The organism is Streptomyces sp. MGP-P1, from assembly GCF_057766565.1.
The window spans coordinates 355,568-375,224 of sequence record NZ_JBYMEM010000001.1 but is presented as its reverse complement, the minus strand read 5'-3'; the positions used below and the strand labels follow the sequence as shown (position 1 = coordinate 375,224).

Sequence of the window (19,657 nt, the reverse complement as noted above, 5' to 3'; positions counted from 1 at the left end):
CCATGCACGACACCCCGGCCCGGACCGAGGCCTCCGACCCCCGGACGCGCCCCGCGTCCGGCCTGCTGTGCCGGGCCCTGGCAGACGTCCGCTCCTCGCGCGCGCCGGGCCTTACCCCGTACGTTCCCGAGCGCCCGTTCCCCTGGAGCGGGACCGGGCTGCCCTTGGCCGGGGACGAGGTCCGGTCCGGGGCGGGTCCTGGGGCCGGGGGCGGGGCCGCGCTCGACCTCGGCCGCGTCCTGCGGCTCTCGCTCGCCGCGCCCGTCGGCACCTCGGGCCGGCTGCGGCCCGTCCCCTCGGCGGGAGCCCTGCACCCGGTGCGCGCGCACCTGTTGGCCGGGCCCGGGTGTTCGCTGCCGCCCGGGCGCTACGCCTACGACCCGCGCGCCCACCGCGCGCACCCACGCGGCCCCGCCCCCGAAGGCATACCTCCGGGCGTCCTCGTCGTCCTCACCGTGGTCGCGGCCCGTACCGTCGCGCACTACGGCCACCGGGCCTGGCCGCTCCTGCTGCTGGACACCGGGCACGCCGCCGCGGCCCTGGCGCTGGCCGCGCCCCGGGCCGCCGACGTACTGGTCTGCCTCGACGCGGACACCGCCCTCCTCTCCGCCGCCGTCGGACTGCCCTCAGCTCGCCACTGGCCGGAAGCCTGGCCCGGCCTCGAACCGGAACTGCCGCTCGCGGTGGTCGGGTTGACACCCGTGGGCGTGACAGCCGACGCCCCCGGGGCGCTGATGGCCTGGGCCGGCCCACCCCGTACCGGAACCCCGTCGCCGGGACCCGGCGCGGAGACCACCCCGTCCCGTGAACTCGCGGCGACACTCCGCCTGTTGCACCACATCGCGGCATCCCCCGAGCTGCCCGGCGGCACCTGGCACCCGGCCATCCGCCCTGGACCGGTGACCGACAAGACCCTGGAGGCACGCCGGAGCGCCCCGCCCGACGACCTGAACCACCCGCCCGGCGAGGCGCAGCTCGCCCGGCTCCTGACCACAGCCGCGACAGCATGGCCGGACGGACCCGCCTGGACCGCCGCGCTCGGCGGCGCTGCCCCGGCCCTGTACGCGAAGGCTCCCGGCAGCAGCGGACTCGACGTCCGCGCCTCCGGGGACGCGCGTCCCACCCTCGCCCACTGGGCCGCGGGCCAGCAGTGGATCGGCGGCGCGGGCGCGGTGCTCCTCGCCCACGGCTGCCCCGGGGACGCCCCGCCGGCCGCTGTGCGCACCGCCCACCTATCCGCCGGGTACGCGGCCGGAGTCGTCCAGGCCCACGCCACCGCGCTCGGCCTGCGCTCCCGTCCCGTCGGATCCTGGCAGCGGGCGGACCTGGGCGCGGCGCTGGGCGAAGCCCCCGGAAGCGACTGGATCGTGCACGGCCTCGCGGTGGGAGCGCCTCCGCCGCCGGGCCCCGTCGACCCGAGCTCCGCCCGACGCCCAACGGCAGCCGAAACGCCGACTGCCCCGAGGCCCCCCGGCGCAGGGAGCCCCCTGCCGCCCGCCCCAACCTCACTCGCCCCCACGGCACCCGTCACAGCGAGCCCGAGGCCCGTCGCCCCGACGGCACCCGCCCCAGCGTCCCCGACAAGCGCCGCACCGGCGGCTCCGCCCGGCGAGGAAGAACGCCCATGATGCTCCACCCCGAACTCCTGCGCGCCGCGAACACCGCGCGCCGCCCGCTCGGCCTCGCCACCGCACTGCTCGCGGCGGTCACCGCCACCCACCTCGCCCAAGCCGTCCTGCTCGCCCTCGTGCTCGCCCGGATCGCCCGGGGAGACGGCCGCCCTCGCCCCCCTGCTCACCGCCGTCATCGCCGTCGTCCTGGTCCGCGCCGGACTCGGCCGCGCCCAGCGCCTGACCGCCGTCACGGCGGGCGCCGCCGTACGGGTCGGGCTGCGCGACACCCTGCTGGAGCGGCTCGGCGCAATCGGCCCCACCGCGATCACCGGCGCGCGCGCCGGAGCCGTGCGCGCCACGCTGGTGGACGGCGTCGAGGGCGTCGACGCGTACGTCTCGCGCTATCTGCCCCAAGCGCTCATCACCTGCGCCGTTCCACCGCTGCTGCTCGTCGCCGTCGCCCTCGTCGAGCCGTACGCGGCCCTCGCCCTCGGCCCCGCCCTGCTGCTCGCCCTGTTCGGGCCGCGCTGGTGGGACCGGCTGCTCGCGCGGCGGGGCAAGGAGCACTGGGACTCCTACGAAGCCCTCGCCGCCGACTACCTGGAGGCGCTCCAGGGGATGCCGACCCTGCGCGCCACCGGTGCGGTGGGCCGCGTGCGGGAACGGCTGGAGCGGCGGTCGGCCGCCCTGCACCGGACCACCGTCGCCAAACTCCGCGTCTCGCTCGTCGACACCGGCCTCACCGACCTGGCCGTCCAGGGCGGCACGGCCGTCGCCGTCCTCGTGGCGTGCTCGTCGGCGGCCACCGGCCGTACCGCCGCCACCGGCACCTACCTCCTGCTCCTCCTCGCCTCCGAATGCTTCCGCCCCGTCCGCGACCTCTCCCGCGAGTGGCACGCGGGCTATCTCGGGGTGTCCGCGGCCGACGGCATCGCCGCCCTGCGCACCGCCGAAGCCGCCGTGCCCGACCGGGGCACCCTGGCCGCCGCCTGGGAGAGCCCACCCGAAATCCGTTTCGAGGACGTGCGCTTCACCCACCCCGGGAGCAAGCTGCCCGCCCTCGACGGCGTCACCTTCACCGCCGCCCCCGGGCGCACCACAGCCGTCGTCGGACCGTCCGGGGCGGGGAAGTCGACCTTGTTGAGCCTGCTGCTGCGGCAACGGGACCCGGACAGCGGCAGCCTCACCGTCGCCGGGACGGCCACCGCCGCGTACACCCTCGCCTCACTGCGCCGGGGCATCGCCGTCGTCTCGCAGGACACCTACCTCTTCCACGCCACGATCGCGGAGAACCTGCGCATCGCCCGCCCGGCCGCCACCGACGAACAACTGCGCGCCGCCGCCCGCACCGCCGGGATCGACCAGGAGATCGCCCGGCTGCCGGACGGTTACGCCACCCTCGTCGGCGAACGCGGCGCCGACCCTTTCCGGCGGCCAGCGTCAACGGCTCTCCCTCGCGCGGGCGTTGCTGGCCGACGCCCCCGTCCTGATCCTTGACGAGGCCACCAGCGCGGTCGACGAACGCGGCCAGGCCCGCATCGTGCGCGAACTGTCGGCGGCCGGCCGAGGCCGCACCTGCGTCGTCGTCGCCCACCGGCTGGACGCCGTACGCCACGCCGACCACATCGTCGTCCTCGACGCGGGCCGTGTCGCCGCGGCGGGCGACCACACCACCCTGCTCGCGGGCGGCGGCGTGTACGCCTCGCTCGTCGCGGCCGGGCGCACCGCACAGGAGGAGCGCGCCGCATGACCCCCACCTCGGCCCCGACCGGCCCCGCCCTCCCGCCCGGCGCCTCCGCCACCGACGACGCCGCGCCCGGCGCCCTGCGCTCGCTCCTCCCGGCCCTCGGCGCGCACCGCGCCACCGTCCTGCGCACCTGCCTGGCGGCCCTCGTCGACCAGGCGGCCCTCGTCGCCCTCGTGACCCTCGCCGCGTACACGGTGGGCACGGCCGTGACGGAGCACCGCCCACCCACCCCGGGGACCGTCGCCGTCCTGAGCGGGCTGGTCCTGCTCCGGGCGCTGGCCACCTGGCGGGAGATGGACCTCTCGCACGACCTCGCCTACCGGGTCCTCGCCGAACTGCGCGTACGGGTCTTCGACGGGCTGGCCCGCAGCGCCCCCGCCCGGATCGCGGGCCGACGCAGCGGCGACCTCGCTGCCACCGCGCTCGGGGACGTCGAGGCACTGGAGTTCTTCTACGCCCACGCCATCGCCCAACTCCTCGCCTCCGGTGTGGTCTTCGCTGTGTCGGCCGCTGTGCTGGCCGCCCTCGGCCCCTGGCTGCTGCTCGCCGTCGTGCCCGCCGCGCTCCTCCTGATCTGGTCGCCCCTGTTCGAGGCGCGCGGACGGGCCGAACGCGGGGCGCGGACCCGGAGCGCGCTCGCCGAGGTCTCGTCCGAGACCGTGGAGAGCGTCGACGGACTGCGCGAACTCCTGATGACGGGGGCGCTGGACCGCAGGCGGTCCCGGCTCCGGTCCGCCGGACACCGGCTCGCCCGCGCCCAGCGCGCCGAACAGTCCTGGGAGACCGGTGCGGGAGCCACCCGCGACCTGCTGGTCGTCGCCGCCGTCATCGGGGTCGTCGCGGCCGCCGCTCACGCCGCGTCCGCCGGACAACTGGACGGGGCGTGGGCCCCGGCAGCCATGGCACTCGCCCTGGGAGCCCTGGCCCCGGTCGCCGAGTCGGCGGCCGCACTCGGCCGGGCCGGGGGTCTGCGCGCCGCCGCCGCCCGGGTCCGGGCGGCCGTGCACGCCCCCGCCGGAGCCCCCGCTCCCACCGCCCCCCGCCCCGTACCGCCGGGACCGCTCGGCCTGCGGCTGCGCGGAGTCCGGTTCGGTTACGGGGGAGAGGCCGTGCTGGACGGCCTCGACCTGACCGTCCGGCCGGGCGAGACCGTGGCCCTCGTCGGAGCGTCCGGGGCGGGCAAGTCGACCTGCGCCCACCTCCTGGCGCGTTACTGGGACCCCGAGGCCGGTGTCGTGGAGCTGGTGCCCCCCGCCCCGGCCGACCCCGTGGACCTGCGGGACCTCACCGAGGAGGACCTGCGCGCCGCCGTGTCCGTGGTGGGGCAGGAGGCCCCGCTCTTCCACGGCACTTTCGCCGAGAACCTCTGTCTGGGCACACCGGACGCCACGGCGGACGAACTGGGCGCGGTGACCCGGATCTGCGGCCTCGACCCCATCGCCGACGCCCTGCCCGACGGTCTGCGCACCGCCGTCGGCGAGCGCGGCGCGACCCTGTCCGGCGGCCAGCGCGCCCGGGTGGCCCTGGCCCGGGGGCTGCTGAGCGGTCCGCGCGTACTCGTGCTGGACGAGACGACGGCTCACCTGGACCACCGGGGCGACGCGGAACTGTCCCGGGCGCTCGCAGCCGACTCCGCCACCCGGACGACCCTGGTGATCGCCCACCGCCCGGCCACCGTCCGCAGGGCCGACCGGATCGCGGTCCTGGACGGCGGACGCATCGTCGAGGAGGGCACCTGGGACGAGCTGATCCGGGCCGGCGGCCCGCTGACCCGCCTCTTCGCCCACGAGGAAAGCCCTTGAGGACAGTCGTCGAGGAGAGCCCTTGAGGAGAGTCCGCAGAGGGCGGCCCCGAAGCGGTCAGGGGACGTCTCCGCGGCGGTCAGGGGACGTCCCGAAGCGGTCAGGGGACGTCCCCGAAGCGGTCAGAGGGCGTCCCGCGGACCGGGCCGGATCACGGAAGGGGCTGCTCCGCCCAGATGACCTTCCCGCTTGGGGTGTAGCGCGTGCCCCACCGATGGGCGAGCTGAGCGACGAGAAACAGCCCACGCCCGCCCTCGTCCGTCGTCCTGGCGTGCCGCAGCCGCGGCGAGGTGTTGCTGGCGTCGGACACCTCGCAGGTCAGCGCCGACTGGAACAGCAGCCGCAGCCGCACAGGACCCGCGGCGTACCGGATCGCGTTGGTCACCAGCTCGCTGACGATCAGTTCCGTCGTCATCGACAGCTCCGCGATCCCCCACGTCTCCAGCTGGCGGGAGACCTTGGCCCGGGTCTCGCCGACCGCCGCGGGGTCCACTGGCACGTCCCACGACACCAGGTGCTCGGGGCTCAGGCGGTGCGTCCGGGCGAGGAGCAGCGCGATGTCGTCCGGCTGCGGGACGGGCAGCAGCTCCTCGACCACCGCCGGACACAGGACCTCAAGCGGCATTCCGTTCCGGGACACCGCCCGGCCCAGACGGTCCATTCCGCGCACCAGGTCCTTGTCGGCCCCTTCGATGAGCCCGTCGGTGTAGAGGCCGAGGAGGCTTCCCTCGGGCAGCTCGATCTCGCGGGACTCGAAGGGCAGCCCGCCGAGTCCCAGGGGCGGACCCGCGGGCAGGTCCGGGAAGCTGACCGTGTGGTCAGGCATGACGATCACCGGCGGCGGGTGACCGGCCCGGGCCATCGTGCAGCAGCCGTTCGCCGGATCGTAGACGGCGTACAGGCAGGTGGCTCCCACCACCGTCGTCCCGCCCCGCTCCTCGGGTCCCCCGGCGCGCTCCTCCTCGCTGAGCCGGAGGACGAGATCGTCCAGGCGTGCCAGCAGCTCGTCCGGGGGGAGGTCCATGTCGGCCAGCGTCTGTACGGCGGTGCGCAGCCGGCCCATGGTCGCGGCGGCCCCGATGCCGTGTCCGACGACATCGCCGATGACCAGGCCGACCCGGCCCCCGGACAGCGGGATCACGTCGAACCAGTCGCCGCCGACCCCGTCCTTCGCGTCTGCCGGAAGGTACGACGACGCCAGGTCCAGCGCCGTCCCGCCGCGCAGCGTGTGCGGCAGCAGGCTCCGCTGGAGCACCAGTGCCGCGGTGTGCTCCCGGGTGTAGCGGCGGGCGTTGTCCACGCACACGGCCGCGCGCGCCACCAGCTCCCGGGCGGGCGCCACGTCGTCCTCGTCGAACGGCACCGGATTCCGCGACCGCATGAAGGTGGTCAGCCCCAGCACGGTGTCGCGCGCCCGCATCGGTACGGAGATCAGCGAGTGCAGCCCGAACTCGCGCAACCGGGAGGCCCGTTCGGGCTGTTCCACCGTCCACCCGTGGTGGTCGGGGTCGAGCGTCGGGAGCAGGACGGGGGCGCCGTCGAGGAGGAAGCGCGCGTCGTGCGGCGGTGGCACGAAGTCGACCGTCTCGCCGACCCGTACGACGGCCTCCGGGCAGCCCTCCCGTACCGAGCTCAGGCCCGCCCGGCGCATGGCCGGCCGCTCGCCCTCGGCCGGCGCCCCGGCCGGTCGCCGCCGAACGGGTTCTCCAGCAGGTCGACGAAGACGAAGTCCGCGAACCGTGGCACCGCGAAGTCGGCGAGCTCCTGAGCCGTGCGCTGTACGTCCAGGGTGGAGCCGATACTCGCTCCGGCCTCGTTCACCAGCGCGAGCAGCCGACGTGCGTTCCACCGGTCGGTGACGTCGAGGACCATGCAGCCGATGCCGATCTGCCGGCCCCCCGCGTCGGCCAGCGGGAAGAACGAGCTCGCGAACGCCCGCCGACGGCGCGGGTCGGGCCAGCTCCAGCCCACATACTCGTAGTCCGTGATCGCCTCGCCGGTCGACAGGGCCTGCCGCATCAACCGCTCCAGGGGCGTCGCCAGTTCCCTGGGCAGAACCTCGCTCGGCCGGCGTCCCAGACGCTGTTCCCGGGGCACGCCGTCGACCCGTTCCAGCGTGTCGTTCAGCCAGAGGTAGCGGAGGTCGGGGTCGAGCACCGTCATCCCGACCGGCGACCGGTTCAGGAAGTCGTCCAGCACGGACCCGCGCATCGTCCAGTGCGGGGTGAGTTCCCGCCCGGACACCAGGAAGCCCTCTCGCCCGGCGATCAGGAACGAGGCGGTGGCCCGTACGTCGATGTCCAGCGACAGGCCGTCCCGGGCCCGCAGGGGGACCAGTCCGCTCCACCCCGAACCGGCCCGGCAGCGGGCGGCCACCGCGGCCGTGCGCCGGGCGTCCGGCGGGCCGGTGAGCAGCTGGGAGGCGGACCGGCCGACCACCTCGGCCGCCGGATACCCGAGCAGCGCCTCGGCCCCGCGGGTCCAGCCGATGACCGTGCCGTCCCCGGCGATCACCGCCGCCGCGCCGTCGGTCGTCCGCGCCGGTCCGAGCCCGCCCCCGGAGGGCAGCGGGCCGGGCTCCGCCGGGGAGCCCTCATCGGCGGATGCCATTGCACCTCACCACCCTCTGTAGGTTTCCATGGTCGCTCGTCGCCCCGGACGGCGCCCGGTGCGGAGTCCGGGCGCGCGCTGTCCCTCGTTCGGCGGCGTGACGGAGCGGGCCGTGTCCGCGTTGGTGGAGATGACAAGCGGTTGCTTGTCCGCTTACCCCCGCGCTGGACCCGTGTGGGTGGACGGCTCCGGCTCCGACAGGAGGGCCGGAGCCGTTTCCATGCCAGGGATGCCAGGGATGCCAGGGATGTCAGGGATGCTTGAGATACCCGGGGCGCCCGGGATCAGTAGCGGAAGCAGATCTCGCGCTCCCGCAGCCACGGGCCCAGCCAGTCGCCGAACGGGACCGACACACACCACTCGCGGGCGGGGCGGCGCCCCGCCCCCGGATCCCTGGGAGCAGGCGCCACAGGGGACGGCGGGACGGACGCCGGATCCGTCGGGACGGCGGTAGGCGTAGGCGTAGGGGTGGGGGTAGGGCTGGGTGTCGGTGTCGGTGTCGGTGTCGGGCTGGGCGAGGGCGAGGCCGGCGCGGCCATCTCGGTCAGCATCGTCCGGAACACCTTCGAGGACCGCGGATTGCTCTTGCACTGCCAGACGCCGTGCGGGCAGTAGTCCGTGACCGTCTGGTACAGCGGCTCGTGCCGGTCGATCCACTCCAGCATCCGCCGCATGTACTCGGGGTTGTCGCCGTTGCGGAAGAGCCCCCACTCCGGGAACGAGATGGGCTTGCCGTGCTCCGCGGCGAAGTCGACGTGCTTCTGGAGCCCGTACGGGTCGGTGATCTGGTCGTCGAAGGTCTCGCCGGGCGGCTGGTCGTAGGAGTCCATCCCGATGATGTCGACGACATCGTCGCCCGGGTAGCACTCGGTCCACGGCACCGCGTCCCGTCCCCGGCTCGGCGTGAAGTCGAAGCGGAAGTCCTGACCGGGCACCGTGCGCATCGCCGTGACGATCCGCTGCCAGTACGCCTTCCAGGACGCTGGATCGGGGCCGCACCGATGGGTGTACGTGGTGCCGTTCATCTCCCAGCCGAGCACGATCACGGTGTCCGGAACGCCCAGCTCCACCAGCCGCTCCGCGAGCCGGGTGAAGTGCCGGTCGTAATCTCCGGCCGCGCCCGCCCGGAGCAGGGTGCGGACCTCGTCGTCCGGGACCCGCTCCTCGTTGCGCTCCAGCATCGGCACGTTCAGGACGAACATCCGTTCCGGGTCCCCCTGTCTCCACTTGGCCCAGGCGTCGAGGAAGTCGGGCGCCCCCTCGATGTTCACCCAGAGATCGCCCGGCAGGTACGTGTGCCCCACCCGTAGCTCCGCCCCGCCGAGCCAGCGCGACAGCTCGGCCATCCTGCTGACTCCTGCGGGCCCGTAGTCCAGATACGCGCCGTGCGCCGTGCTGCTCGCCGCCCCCGATGCGCCGGGGGCGGCGCCGTCGACGGAATCGGTGCCCGGCGGCGACTGCCCCGCGATGCCGCCGCCCGCCAGGAGGCTGAGAGCAGCCGCCGCGATGCACGAAACGATAAGACGGCGCTTGGCCGGCATTACTCCTCCTGGCTGCGGTGAATTCCGGCCGGTTCGGCCCGATAGGGAGAGAGTCGCATCATCGTGCACCGGGGGCATGTGCAGGAGTCCATTTATCGTATTCGGCGTTGCGTACGTGCCGTTCAGGTGAATGTGGGGCCGAACGTGAAGGGCAGCGAGCCGACGCGGTTGTCGAAATTCGAGTCCACCAGGTCCGGATCTCCCAGATTTCGCATGACGGGACGACGGGCGATCAGTTCGCGGAAGATCGCCGCCATTTCGAGCCGCGCCAGATGTGCTCCCAGGCAGTGGTGCGGGCCTCCGCCGCCGTATCCCAGATGGGGATTGGGCGACCGGGTGATGTCGAAGCGATCCGGCTGGGTGAAAACCGTCTCGTCGCGATTGGCCGACGCGTAAATGAGGGCGACTTTCTCCCCCGGGAGGAACGTACGGCCGCCCAGGGCGCATTCCGCGGTGACAGTCCTGCGGAACTGGATGATCGGCGTCGAATGGCGCACGATCTCGTCGACGGCGCCGCCGATGTAACGGTCGAAGTCGGACCGCAGCAGCTCCCGCTGCTCCGGATGCCGGTCGAGGAGGAACAGTCCGTGCGCGATCGCGTTGCGGGTCGTCTCCACCCCCGCCACCAGCAGCAGCGAGAAGAAGGCCCCGAGTTGCCGCCCGGACAGCGCCTCGCCGTCGATGTCCGCGCTGACGAGCGCCGAGACGAGGTCGTCCCCGGGGTGACGGCGCCGTTCCCGGGCGAGCCGCCCCATGACGAACTGCATCCGGGCCAGCGACGCCAGCCCGCGGCCGGGAATCCGCAGCCGGGCCCGGCCCCGGCGCTCGACGCCGACGTGCTCCGAGGCGTGGTCGATCTGCTCCGCGATCCGCGCCCGGTACGCCTCCGGTACGCCCATCAGGTCGCAGATCACCTCCAGCGGCAGCCGCGAGGCCGCCGACGGCATGAAGTCCCGGGGGCGCTCGGCGATCAGCTCGTCCACCAGCCGCCCGGCGAGCCGGCCGACGTTCTCCTCGACGTCCGCCAGCAGCCGGGGGGTGAACCGGCGCGCGATGATCCGGCGCAGCGCCGCGTGCTCGGGCCCGTCCATGTTGACCATCGAGTTCCCGAACAGCGCCTTCGCCCAGCCGGCCGGCTCCGGGGTGGTGACCCCCGGAGCGCTCGCGAACACCTGGGGCGTGCGGCTCGCGGTCCGCACGTCCGCATGGCGCACCAGGGCGTGGAACGGCTTTCCGGCGGTGCGCGCGGCACCGGCCCGCGGAGTGAACAGGACCGGCGCGTCCAGCTCCCGCAGCAGGGCGAAGGCCCTGAGCCTTATGGGGCGGGGCAGCCGCCAGAAGGCCGGATCGGCCAGATCGACGTCCGCCGCGCGCAGTACACGGTCCCCGGACAACTGATACGGAACGGTCATGCCCATCACCTCCACGGTTCGCCAGGCCATGGTCCGGCCCGCCGGCCACGAGGAGCCTCATCGACGCGGCCCGTAGCTCCCGAAGAGCCCGCACCCTCACGCGTTTGACGGAACGGGGCGGGCGCCTGTGCGCCGTACGCAGCACGCACGAGAACTGTTTCGTCACCGCCTCGTTGTCAACATCGCCATCAGAAGCACCTCGGACGAGTGAGCGAGTCACGAGTCGACGAGGCGAGTCAACGAGAGGCAGGCAGTCATCCCATGAGCCCCATCCCCGCGAAACCGGGCGGTGCCCGCGTTCCCTCCCGCCGGATCGTCCTGCGCGGAGCCTTCACCGCCGCAGTGGTCACGGGCACCGCGATCGCCCTGCTCCCGCTGCTCGACCGTGAGCGGGCCACCGCGGCCCGGCCCGCACCCGAGGCGCCCGCATCCGGCCCCGTACCCCCGGTGGAGGAGTTCGCCGAGATGTACCGGGGCCGGGAGATCCGGGTGACGGCGACCGCCGTCGTCCCCGCCGGCGCCACGGACGACGACCGGGTCGCGGTCGCCGCCGAACCGGGTGCCGAGATCCGCATCGACGGCAGGCCCCTGCACGTCATGAGGCGGGCGGACGGCACCTATCTGAGCGACGTCCGGCACTACGAGTCGTACCCGACGCTGTTGGGGGCGGCCCGTGCCGCCGTCGACGAGCTCGGAACCGCCCGGCTCGCGCACCCCGCCGCGCACCGCATGTGAACCAGGAGGACCAGCACCGGTGTACACCCGCAAGAACCAGCGCGACCTCACGCGCACCGAGAAGCGCCGGCTCGTCGACGCGATCCTGAAACTGAAGCGTTCGGGCCGCTACGACGACTTCGTCGTCATGCACCGGGAGTACTACGTCATGGACACCGAGCGGCGGCCGCGCCCGGCGCACATGACGTCCTCGTTCTTCCCCTGGCACCGCCAGTACCTGCTGGAGTTCGAGAAGGCGCTCCGTGGCGTCGACGCGGGCGTCAGCGTCCCGTACTGGGACTGGACCCAGGACGACGAGCCGACCTCGTCGCTCTGGGCGGAGGACTTCCTCGGCGGCAACGGCAGGACCGGGGACCGCCAGGTCACCACCGGGGCGTTCGCCTACGGTGCGGGCAACTGGAGCGTCGGCAGGGGCGTCACCGACGAGCACTACCTCACCCGCAACTTCGGCAGACCCGGCCGCGACCCGGTCTCCCTCCCCACCGGGAACGACCTGGCGCGGGCGCTCAAGGACCCCGTCTACGACACCGAGCCCTGGAACAGCGTCTGCACCGAGGGCTTCCGCAATCGCATCGAGGGGTGGGGGATCCGAGGCGTGCGCGGGGTGGGCCTCCACAACCAGGTCCACCAGTGGGTCGGCGGCCCGATGGCGGGCGCGGCCTCCCCCGAGGACCCGGTGTTCTGGCTCCACCACTCCTTCATCGACCTGCTGTGGGACCGGTGGCGCAAGGCCCACCCGAACTCCGCCTACCTGCCGGGCCGCAAGCCCGCGTCACCGGGTCCTGACCGCGACTACGTCTTCGGCCTCGACGACGCCATGCCCCCTTGGGGCGTGACCCCGCGCAAACTGCTCGACCACGGCAAGCTCTACCGCTACGCCTGAGCCCGGACGGAGGAACGGCCGGCCCCCTCCGCGAGGAGGGAGCCGGCCGTTCCGGTACTACGGGAGATCAGCGGCCGTGACCGTAGCCGCCCTTGTCGTGGTGGCCGCCGTCGGCGTTGACGCAGGTGTTGCCGAAGGCCGGGTTGAGCAGCCCGATCACGTTGACGGTGTTGCCGCAGAGGTTGATCGGCACGTGGACCGGAACCTGGATGAGGTTGCCCGAGAGGACACCGGGGGAGCCGGCGGCGAGGCCCTGCGCGCCGGCGTCCGCGGACGCCAGGCCGGCGCCGCCGGCGATCAGGGCGCCGGTGCCGGCCATGACAGCGGCGACCTTCGTCATGCGAGACATTCAGAACTCCTTGTACAGAAGGGGGTGTGCTGCGGACGCGAGGCCCGCACCCCCTGACAACGCGGGAGAGGCCGGACGGTAACGGATCAGCGCATAGGTGATATCTCCGACGCCCCCGTCCGGCGTACGCCCGTCGTGTCAGCGCCCGATCACCGGCAGCCCCGTCAGCCGCTCGTGCCAGTCCCGCGCCGCCGGGAACCGGGCCTTCACTCTCTCCACCGCCCGCTCCCGTACCGCCACCTGCGACTCGCGCAGCCGCAGCAGCGGCTCCAGGCCCGGCCGCGCCAGTAGCAGCCGCTGATTGACCACCGGCACCGGCCCCCAGTGGTTCTTGTAACTCTCCGCACCGCGCAGCAGGCTCAGCACCGCGCGCCCGCCGTCCGAGGCCTGCTGGGCGACCTCGCGCAGCAGCATCGTCGACACATCGACCTTCCGCTCGCGTAGCGCCGGGTCCGCACCGTACAGATAGCCGCCCGTCAGACGCCCGGACTGCAACGACAGGTTGGACGCCACCACCTCGCCGTTCAGCCGGAACTCGGTCATGGCCGCCGTACCGTCCCCCACCATCCGCCCCACCGACCGGATCAGATGGTCCGAGAACCGCGCCCGGAGATGCTCGGGGTTGACCGCCCGGCCCTCCCACTGCCGCTCGTGCAGCCGCAGCAGCGTGGCGATCGCGGCCGGCACGCCGTCCCGCGGGATCCGGCGCGCCTCGACGCCCAGGGCGTCGACCTTGCGCAGCTTGGAGCGCAGCCGCTGGCCCCGCGAGCCCGTCAGCCGTGCCACGGCGTCGCCCAGCGGCTCGGCCGGCAGCTCCATGCACGTCGAGTCCGTGAGGCGGCTCCGGGCCCCGGCCCACCGCCCGAACAGCAACTGCGCCGACGCGTCGGGCCTGACCTCCCGCAGGTCCACCACGGTGTGCCGGGCCGCCCGGTCCAGACCGCGTCCCAGCGCCCCCACCGCGTAACCGGCCTCCTCCTCGTCCAGCAGGATGTCGAAGAAGTCGGAGATCGCCCCGCCCATCGGGACGAGCAGCGGCATCGGACGGTGCACCAGCATCAGCGGCGCCGCCCCGATCAACCGCCCCGCCCGGCGGACCAGCAGCACCCGCAGCCGGCCCTCCTGACCGTAGGAGATCCACCACGAGTGCAGCCAGGCGTGGCTCTGGAAGGGGGTCGCGGTGGCGCAGCGGCGGTGCAGCGCGTCCCATTCCCCGGCGAGAGCGCCGAACTCCCCGAAGTCCCGGCACAGGGTCACGGAGAGGCCGCCCGCCCGGTGTCCCGTCATCGGACGAGCTCCCGGTCGTCCTGGGCGACGTTGCCGCCCCCGGCCGTCGGTGCGGGAACCTGCGCCGGGAAGATCCTGCCCGCCCGGCGCGGCCGGACCAGCAGCACGAGGCCGCCCAGCAGCCCGCCCGTCGCGGCCCCCACGGCGGCGCCCAGCGGCACGGACGGCGAGACCGCCTGGTCCGGCGTCATCGCGTGGGTGAACTTGATCAGCTTCACCCCGGTGTCCTTGGAGACGTGCCCGCTGCTCACGATGACGGCCTCGATGACCGCGTTGGCGATGTCGGCCGCCCTGCGCCGGTCCTCGGACGTGCCCGTCACCGCGATCATCGGCGAGTCGGGAGAGGTCTCCGACCGGACGTGGGAGCGCAGTTCGCGCACCGGCTCACCGGCCGCGCCCTGGGCGTACGAGAGCGTCGCGTCACTCGTCGTCAGCCGCCCGTACGACTGGGCGTACCCCAGGGCCGCCGAGGGGTCCGTCTCCGCCTCGGCGACCGCCATCGCATAGCTGGTGGCCTCGTACCGGTCCGCGGCGAGCGCACTGTACGAGAGCCCGGACGCGGTGCCGATCAGTACGGAGACGGGCAGCGGCCACCAGTGCGGCAGCCGGGCGAGAGCGGTGCGCAGCCGACGGACGACGACGTGTCGGCGCTGCTGCTCGGGTGAGTCGGTCATGAAAGGGCTCTCCGGTTCGGTGGGGCGGTGTCGAGGGCGTACGCGTACACGTCCATCAGGCGCTCGCTGCTGCGCCTGATGTCGTAATGGCCGACGGCCCGGGGCGGCGGCCGCCGGTCCGCTCCGGCCTGTATCCGCTGTCGCAGCCGGGCCGTCAGTTCCTCGGGGCTCCCGGCGATCCGGGTGGCGCCCGGTGCATGGGCGGCGGGCAGGTCGTCGATGGCCGGGCAGGCGTCGTGGAGCACGGGCAGTCCGGCGGCGAGCGCCTCCACGGCGGCGAGCCCGAAGGACTCCTCGCGGGACGTGGAGACGAAGGCGTCCAGGGCGCATAGCAGCGCCGGCACCCCCGGAACCGGACCGTCCCCGCGCTCGTCGCACTCCCCGAGGAACCGGATCCGGTCCACGGCCCCTAGGCGCAGGGCCAGCGCCCGCAGCGCCCCGGCCTCCGGACCGTCCCCGGCCAGCAGCAGACGGGCCTCCGGAAGCGCGGCGACCGCGCGGATCAGCACGTCGAAGCGCTTGCCCGGCACCAGCCGACCGACCCCGCCGACGACGAACGCCCCTTCGGGGACGCCCAGTTCCGCCCGCACGGATGCCCGACGTCCCGCGTCGAAGCGGAACCGGTCAGCGTCGATGCCGTTCGGCACCAGCCGGATCCGGTCGGCCGGCACCCCCCAGTCCCGCAGCCGGCCGGCCACGGTGGAGGAGACGGCGACGGTCGCCGCCCCGAGGCGTTCGGTCGCGAGGTAGAGGGCGCGGATGGGGCGGGTGAGGGGGCGGCCCTCGATCTCGGCCCGCCCCAGGGAGTGCTCGGTCGCGACGGTGGCCCGGGTCCCGGCGAGGCGGGCCGCGATCCTGCCGTACACACAGGCCCGGTACAGATGCGTGTGGACCACGTCGTAGCGGCCGTCGCGGATCAGCCGGGCCAGCCTTCCGACGGCCGACACGTCCCGGTTGCCGCGCATCCCGAGGTGGGTCACCCGGATGCCGTCGGACCGCAGCTCCTCGGCCACCGCCCCCGGGTTGGTGAGCGTCACGACATCGCACTCCACCGGCAGATGCCGCAGCAGCAGCCGCAACTGCCGCTCGGCACCGCCGACCCCGAGCCCGGTGATGACGTGCAGCGCCCTCACCGGGGGCCGCCCGCCCGCACCGGCCCTGTGGCCCGGGAGGCAGCACCGGGCGCCGCCACCTGCCGCAGCCCGTGCCGCAGGTCCTTCGCCCACAGGCGTACCCCCCGGTCCGCCTGGCTGATGTGGGTGCGGGGCAGCGCGAACCGGCTGAGCAGCGGGCCGGGAGCCAGCGCGCACGCGTAGCCGTAGCCCGCCGAGCGCGCGGCGTCGGTGACCCGGCGGTCGAGGATGCCGTACGGGTAGCAGAAGCCCTCCGGGAGCGACCCGGTGAGATCGCCGATCAGCTCCCGGCTGCGGGCGGTCTCCCGGCGCAACTCCTCGTCCGGAAGGGCTGTCAGGTCCTGGTGGTACAGACCGTGCGAGCCGACCTCCATGCCCGCGGCGGCGACCCGCCGCACGCCGTCGTGGGTGAGCAGCGGCTTGCGCGGGCCGAGCGGATCCCACTCGTTGACGCCGCCCGGCCGGCCCGGCAGAACGAAGACCGTCGCCCGGAAACCGTGCTTGCGCAGCACCGGCAGCGCCTCGTCGAGGAAGTCCGCGTACCCGTCGTCGAAGGTCAGCCCGACCAGGCCGCGCCGCCCCGCGTCCCCCGCCCGCAGCAGCTCGGACACCCCCACCCCCGTCAGCCGACGGCTGCGCAGCCAGGACAGCTGCTCGTCGAGGCGGTCGGGGGAGACGGTGATGCCGTACGGATCGTCGCTCGGATCCGTCACCGAGTGGTACGTGAGGATCCACGGCCGGCGGCGGGTGTGGGGGTGCGGGCGGAGCCGGGACGAGGGAGCGTCGGCGCGGTGTGCCGAGGATTCAGCGGCCATCAAGGAACCTCCGTCGGGTGAGTGCCAGCAGGGAGACGACCTCGGGCGAGCGCAGGGCGAGCCCGGTCAGGAAGAACACGGCGGGGACGAGGAGACACCCGGCGGCCAGACTCAGCACCGGATCGGGGACCAGGGGAGCGCAGGCCCAGCCGGCCACGCCCGCCGCCAGCGACGCCCCGGTGAGCCGGCCCAGCGAGAGCGTTACGGCCCGCGTCCGGATGGGCACCACCCGGGTGCCGAGGCCCATGAGGAGCAGCAGCGCCGTCGTGCTGATCCCGACCGCGTTGGCGGTCGCGATGCCGTCCACGCCGAAGCGGTACGTCAGGGCGTACCCGGCCCCCATCGTGACCACAAGCCCGGTGCCCATGGCGAACGCCGGGAACCAGGTGGGCCGCCCGGACGAGAAGAACGGCCGGCTCAGCGCGCCGACCAGACAGTGGCCGAGCAACCCCAGCGCGTACACCCGCATCACCTGGGCGGTGGACGCCGTGTCTGCGGTGTCGAACGCACCGCGCTGGAAGAGCACCTCGATGATCTGGGGCGCGTAGCCGAGGACGACCGCCGTGCCGAGCAGCACCACCATCCCGGCGAGCGCCAGGTCCCGCTCCACGCGCAGCCGGGCCTTCTCCCGGTCCCCCGCGGCCATGGCCTGCGCGACCACCGGGAAGGTCACCGTGCAGATCATCAGCGACAGGACCATCGGCAGCTGCGCGACCTTCTGCGCGTAGTTCAGATGCGAGATCGCGCCCCCCGGCAGTGTGGAGGCCAGGAACCGCTCCACCAGGACCTGGGACTGACGGCTCACCACGAAGAGGACCACCGGGGCCAGCACCGCGAAGCCCAGCAGCGGAACGGCCCGCGCCGCACGCCGACCCCGCCGGAACCTCGGCAGCCGGGGCCGCGCGAGCGGCACCAGCCGCAGGAACATGGGCAGTTGGGTCAGGATCATCAGCACACTGCCGACCGCGACCCCCACCGCCGCCGCCCGTACCCCCCACGTCGCGTGCAGCGCCAGCGTCATCCCGATGATGCCGAGGTTGTACGCGACATAGACCCCGGCGGGCGGCAGGAAGCTGCGGTGCGCGCGCAGCGCGGCGCTGAAGTAGCCGGTGATCCCGAAGGTGAGGACGGTGACCGCGGTCAGCCGCGTGCAGTCCACGGCGAGCCGCGGATCGGCGAGCCCCGGGGCCAGCACGCCCACGACCCACGGGGCGCCCGCGACCAGCAGCGCCGCGCCGCCGGAGAGCAGGAGGAACAGCCGGGGGAGCGTGGCCGCCACCAGATCCCGTACGGGGTCGGAACCGGGGACTTCCCCGCCCGCCGCCCGCCGGGTCAGGGCGAGACTGAACGCGGGGACCAGGAGGAGCGCCATCCCGTCCTCGATCAGCAGCGTCGCCGCCATCTCGGGCACGGTCCAGGCGATCAGAAAGGCGTCACTCGCGTCGCTCGCCCCGAAATACCGGGCGATGGCCTGGTCCCGCACCAGACCGAGGACGGCCCCCACCACCGTCAGCACCGCCGTGGCCGCCGCCGCGCGGGCGAGGAACGGCCCCAGCCGGGGCGCCTCGCCGCCGGCCGTCCCGGGCGCGACGCCGGGGGAGAGGGGCCCTTCGACTCCTCCTCCCGGGGCCGGGAGCAGCGGAGGGGCCGCGCCCGCCGGACGCGCCTCGGCCTCCGTCCCCGTGCCGGTGTCGCTCATGCGGCGCTCACCCGGTCCGGCCCGGCCAGCGCCCACCAGGCGGCCAGCCCCAGCACGACCCCGCTCAGCACCGTGGTGGGCCCGCCGATGTCCGCGTACAGGAAGTTGACGCTCTGCCAGGTCATCAGGGCGACCGCCGCCAGCCCGCAGTCCAGGGCCGCGTGTCCGCGCGAGCGGGCGACGCACAGTCTGCGGACCGCGCCGACCAGGATCGCCGCCCAGCTGCCGACGAGCGCGGTCAGACCGATGAGGCCCTGCTCGCTGAGGACGAGGAGATACATGTTGTGCGGGGAGAGGAGCGCCTGCCGGCGGAACTCCTGGCCCGCCCCGGCCGTGTCGCTGCCGGAGGAGAGCCCGATGGAGGCGTGTCCGTCACGGTGTGCGGGGAAGCCCTTGAGGCCGACCCCGGCGGCCGGCCGCTCCCGCCACATCGCGCCCGCCGCGCCCCACATCGCGTAGCGGTCGCTGACCGACCGGTCCGGGGTGCTGGTCACCCGGGTCACGCTGGCGGCCCGGTCCGCGATCATCTCGGAGCCGATGCCGAGCCCGCCGACCAGGACCACCCCGGCCGCGCCCAGCACGGCCAGCGACGTCCAGGCCTGGCGCCGCCCGGCCAGCGCCAGGACGACGAGGACCGCGACGACCGTGGCGATCCACACGCCCCGGCTGAACGACAGCGTCAGGGGCACGATCAGCGCGACGGCCAGGACAGCGGCGCACGGCCGCAGCCAGACGGGGGCGTTCCACGGCGTACGCAGGGCACAGGCGGCGGCGGCGAGCAGCCCGTAGGCGACGACGGTCGCCATCCCCATGATGTCGCTGGGCCCGAACGTGCCGACCGCACGGACGTCCTCGCCCATGTAGGAGGCGCCGGTCCCGGTGACGTACTGATGGACGCCCGTGACGCCCTGCACGACCGCCAGGAGGACGAGCGAGCCGGTGACGATCCGGAACCCGTGGGCGTCCCGGAGCAGCAGGTACACGGCGATCGGTACGAGGACGAAGACCTGGAGGTGGCGGACCAGCCCCGGCAGGGCCGCCGCCGGGTCCGCCGCGGTGACCGTGGCCACCGCGAAGCCCACGGCGGGCAGGCCCAGGACCAGCGCGGCGGTGGCGCTCAGCGGACGCTGCCGCAGATACAGCAGCCGCCCCACGCACACCAGCACCGCGAGGCCGGATGCCACGTCGGCCGGGCCGCCCCCGCCGGAGGACCCTGAGGGCAGGGCGGGCAGCAGGACGGTCGCGACCAGCGGCAGCAGCGGCCAACGGCTGCGCCAACCACCCCACGGGGGGCGGGCGGCGGCGCGGGGTCCGGCCGCCGTCGACGGCGCGGGCGGGCTGAGCACGGCGGCCATGA

General features: G+C 74.3%; 13 protein-coding genes and 2 pseudogenes. 5 read left to right on the top strand and 10 right to left on the bottom strand.

All coding sequences use genetic code 11. From position 1 onward, the window contains the following. The first annotated feature begins 2 nt into the window (after positions 1 to 2). From AC3CH1_RS01670 to AC3CH1_RS01660, 3 genes and pseudogenes are all read left to right on the top strand, one after another. Entirely contained in the window at positions 3 to 1,628 is a 1,626-nt protein-coding gene (locus AC3CH1_RS01670; protein WP_488461193.1) for a nitroreductase, read from the top strand. After that, a pseudogene (locus AC3CH1_RS01665) lies at positions 1,625 to 3,363 on the top strand (ABC transporter ATP-binding protein/permease). The gene AC3CH1_RS01670 and the pseudogene AC3CH1_RS01665 overlap by 4 nt, the downstream one beginning before the upstream one ends. Next, complete coding sequence (locus AC3CH1_RS01660; protein WP_488461192.1) at positions 3,360 to 5,162, top strand: ABC transporter ATP-binding protein; 1,803 nt, start codon at positions 3,360 to 3,362, stop codon at positions 5,160 to 5,162. Before AC3CH1_RS01665 ends, AC3CH1_RS01660 begins: the two are co-directional and overlap by 4 nt. Before the next feature lie 151 nt (positions 5,163 to 5,313). On the opposite strand, the pseudogene AC3CH1_RS01655 reads toward AC3CH1_RS01660, so the two are convergent. The 3 genes and pseudogenes from AC3CH1_RS01655 to AC3CH1_RS01645 all read right to left on the bottom strand — a co-directional run bounded on the left by AC3CH1_RS01655 (position 5,314) and on the right by AC3CH1_RS01645 (position 10,725). Beyond that, a pseudogene (locus tag AC3CH1_RS01655) lies at positions 5,314 to 7,772 on the bottom strand (SpoIIE family protein phosphatase). A 284-nt stretch (positions 7,773 to 8,056) separates the two neighbouring features. After that, complete coding sequence (locus tag AC3CH1_RS01650) at positions 8,057 to 9,313, bottom strand: glycoside hydrolase family 26 protein (RefSeq protein WP_488461191.1); 1,257 nt, start codon at positions 9,311 to 9,313, stop codon at positions 8,057 to 8,059. 122 nt (positions 9,314 to 9,435) lie between these two features. After that, positions 9,436 to 10,725, bottom strand: coding sequence for a cytochrome P450 (locus tag AC3CH1_RS01645; RefSeq protein ID WP_488461190.1), 1,290 nt, complete (start codon positions 10,723 to 10,725; stop codon positions 9,436 to 9,438). Positions 10,726 to 10,986: 261 nt separating this feature from the next. On the opposite strand from AC3CH1_RS01645, the gene AC3CH1_RS01640 reads away from it, so the two are divergent. Together AC3CH1_RS01640 and AC3CH1_RS01635 are read left to right on the top strand one after the other, a co-directional pair. Further along, positions 10,987 to 11,460, top strand: coding sequence for a tyrosinase family oxidase copper chaperone (locus tag AC3CH1_RS01640; protein WP_488461189.1), 474 nt, complete (start codon positions 10,987 to 10,989; stop codon positions 11,458 to 11,460). A gap of 19 nt (positions 11,461 to 11,479) precedes the next feature. After that, positions 11,480 to 12,343: a tyrosinase family protein gene (locus tag AC3CH1_RS01635; RefSeq protein ID WP_488461188.1), complete on the top strand. Its 864-nt coding sequence runs from the start codon at positions 11,480 to 11,482 to the stop codon at positions 12,341 to 12,343. Positions 12,344 to 12,410: 67 nt separating this feature from the next. Here the strand turns inward: AC3CH1_RS01635 and AC3CH1_RS01630 are convergent, their stop codons facing one another. The 7 genes from AC3CH1_RS01630 to AC3CH1_RS01600 all read right to left on the bottom strand — a co-directional run bounded on the left by AC3CH1_RS01630 (position 12,411) and on the right by AC3CH1_RS01600 (position 19,655). Beyond that, positions 12,411 to 12,692, bottom strand: coding sequence for a chaplin (locus AC3CH1_RS01630; protein WP_488461187.1), 282 nt, complete (start codon positions 12,690 to 12,692; stop codon positions 12,411 to 12,413). Between the two features lie 138 nt (positions 12,693 to 12,830). After that, positions 12,831 to 13,979, bottom strand: coding sequence for a GNAT family N-acetyltransferase (locus AC3CH1_RS01625; RefSeq protein WP_488461186.1), 1,149 nt, complete (start codon positions 13,977 to 13,979; stop codon positions 12,831 to 12,833). Then, on the bottom strand, positions 13,976 to 14,653 hold the full coding sequence (locus tag AC3CH1_RS01620; protein WP_488461185.1) for a YveK family protein: 678 nt from the start codon (positions 14,651 to 14,653) through the stop codon (positions 13,976 to 13,978). Before AC3CH1_RS01620 ends, AC3CH1_RS01625 begins: the two co-directional genes overlap by 4 nt. Then, entirely contained in the window at positions 14,650 to 15,786 is a 1,137-nt protein-coding gene (locus AC3CH1_RS01615) for a glycosyltransferase (protein WP_488461184.1), read from the bottom strand. The genes AC3CH1_RS01620 and AC3CH1_RS01615 overlap by 4 nt, the downstream gene beginning before the upstream one ends. Next, positions 15,783 to 16,601, bottom strand: a complete 819-nt coding sequence (locus AC3CH1_RS01610; protein WP_488461183.1) for a polysaccharide deacetylase family protein — start codon at positions 16,599 to 16,601, stop codon at positions 15,783 to 15,785. Before AC3CH1_RS01610 ends, AC3CH1_RS01615 begins: the two co-directional genes overlap by 4 nt. Continuing rightward, positions 16,591 to 18,300 carry a murein biosynthesis integral membrane protein MurJ gene (gene murJ / locus AC3CH1_RS01605; protein ID WP_488461182.1) on the bottom strand — a complete coding sequence of 570 codons (1,710 nt, stop codon included), beginning with the start codon at positions 18,298 to 18,300 and terminating at the stop codon, positions 16,591 to 16,593. The genes AC3CH1_RS01610 and murJ overlap by 11 nt, the downstream gene beginning before the upstream one ends. Beyond that, positions 18,297 to 19,655, bottom strand: a complete 1,359-nt coding sequence (locus tag AC3CH1_RS01600; protein ID WP_488461181.1) for an O-antigen ligase family protein — start codon at positions 19,653 to 19,655, stop codon at positions 18,297 to 18,299. The genes murJ and AC3CH1_RS01600 overlap by 4 nt, the downstream gene beginning before the upstream one ends. Between the last annotated feature and the right edge of the window lie 2 nt (positions 19,656 to 19,657).